Source organism: Fusibacter sp., assembly GCF_057447755.1.
Map to the genome: position 1 here is coordinate 1 of NZ_JBVBZF010000484.1, position 1,881 is coordinate 1,881.

General features: G+C 38.7%; 1 protein-coding gene. It reads right to left on the minus strand.

Features of this window, described 5'->3' with window-relative positions:
• Positions 1-74 precede the first annotated feature (74 nt).
• On the minus strand, positions 75-1,304 hold the full coding sequence (locus tag AC220I_RS21915) for a S41 family peptidase (protein WP_486725997.1): 1,230 nt from the start codon (positions 1,302-1,304) through the stop codon (positions 75-77).
• Positions 1,305-1,881 lie beyond the last annotated feature (577 nt).

A 1,881-nucleotide genomic window follows, 5' to 3' on the forward strand; every position in this document is an offset into this window, starting at 1 on the left:
TACCACATCCATTTTTTATAATTTTAGACGCGTGTATTATATCATTTTATTTCATTAGTGTCATCAAGCAAGTTTCATTGAATCGCCCTCTCCATAACCACATCCTTATCGTCTAAGAGCTGAATCAAGCTTGGCTCCACCCCTAGGCTTGGCTCTATCCCATTACCATAGTCAGTTTGATCCGTCACAACACTGAAGACTTGAGTCGAGTAATGGAGTCTAAGGCCTGTGTTTTTAAGGACAATCTCCTTTGACGAATCTGAACATTTATAGGAACCATCTGTGGCTTGTCCTATGACTTCACCCAGCCCATAATACTTAAATGCAGAAACAAAATGACCCGTAGTTGAGAAACAACCACCATCCGTCAAAAGTACAACCTCCCCCCTATAGGGATTTTCTGCTGGAGAGATGACTTTTCCGTAACCCAGTATTTTCATCATTACTGGGAGTTCTGATGTAAAGTAGTCTGATGCCTGATCGACCAAATAACTTAATAAGAGCTTGGCCATTTTAGGATCACCCCCATAGTTTCCCCGTACATCTATTATGAGCTTCTTGACATCACTCTTATCGAGCGTCTCAAAAAAGGCCCTTAAAAATGGTTTAAAGGCTTGGGCTTTTGATGCCATAAAAAGGTTCACATCTAGGACAGCATAGTCATCATGGATTTGGTATTGATAATACTCACTTTCATCAATCCCCTGGAAATGTAAGCCCCATGCGTTTGTATTGTCTCCCTCGCTAAAAGTGCCCTTGAGGAGGACCTTCACGACCTGATCTCCTCTTTTAAAGTCCGCATCAAAGGAATTGGTTGTCTCAATAAAGGCCTGATATTTATTTGCGAAAAACTTATTAAGCATATACCATCTTTTATTGTTGGATGTGCCATCACTGCTTATATTGTCTATTAGGTCACTTAAAATAGCGGACATCTTTCGATTATTAAGACTTATGAGTTCATCACCCTTCTTCAAACCATATTGAGGGCTGTCATTTGCCAAGTAAACCTTGTCATTATAGACACGGACTTTAAGTGGGAAAAACACATTCTGATTGTAGAGGTCCGCCTCTGACTTTTTTGAGATTGATAAAACAGTATGCCCGCACCTAATGTCGACAATGGTCGGATTGATTAACCTATAAAATTCTGACTCTGACATGGGGTGGTCTACCTTTTGCCTTATCAAATTCATTGAACGGATAAAATCTTCTTTTTCTGAAAAAATCATGGGATTTTCTCTTAATATAGCCCTTTCAATTTGGTCCAAATCTTCATTGAGCTGTAAAACGGAATAGGTCATTTGACTTTGGCCTCCACGATTATTGTCTCGCAAAAAAATACCCATATAAATCGTCAGGACTAGGGCGATTAGGACCAGAGGTAAAATTGACTTCTTTTGATGATTATGACGTCTCATATTGATCACAACCAATACCTTTCGAACCACGTTTGTTGGTCTTGCCCTTTTCTCTTATCCTCATTAATCAAGATTGCCTTGATCACATCTACAAATTTGAATCTCATATCTTTCTCCTTCTAAAACTTTTATAAACAAGCTTTTTTGCCTTGCCACTTAGGACTTTGCTTTCATGCCTAGACAGAATTTCTGGGCTTTATGCATCTACTAAGCGGTTACACTTCAAATGGTATCTCAATTTCAAATAAAAAAAACCTAACCAAAGTTAGGTTTTGGGTTAGGTTTTTGAATTAAAGTTTTGGTTAGGTTATTAAGTTATGATTTAGGTTGAGGTTCTTGGTTTATAATCGCCATTGACTCAGACTTCATCATAGTAATCCATAAAGTGGTGTTTTTCACCATCCTTCTTCCAACCGACGATGGTGTTGAGGTTGACGTTATGGCCTGAGCTCATGATGCA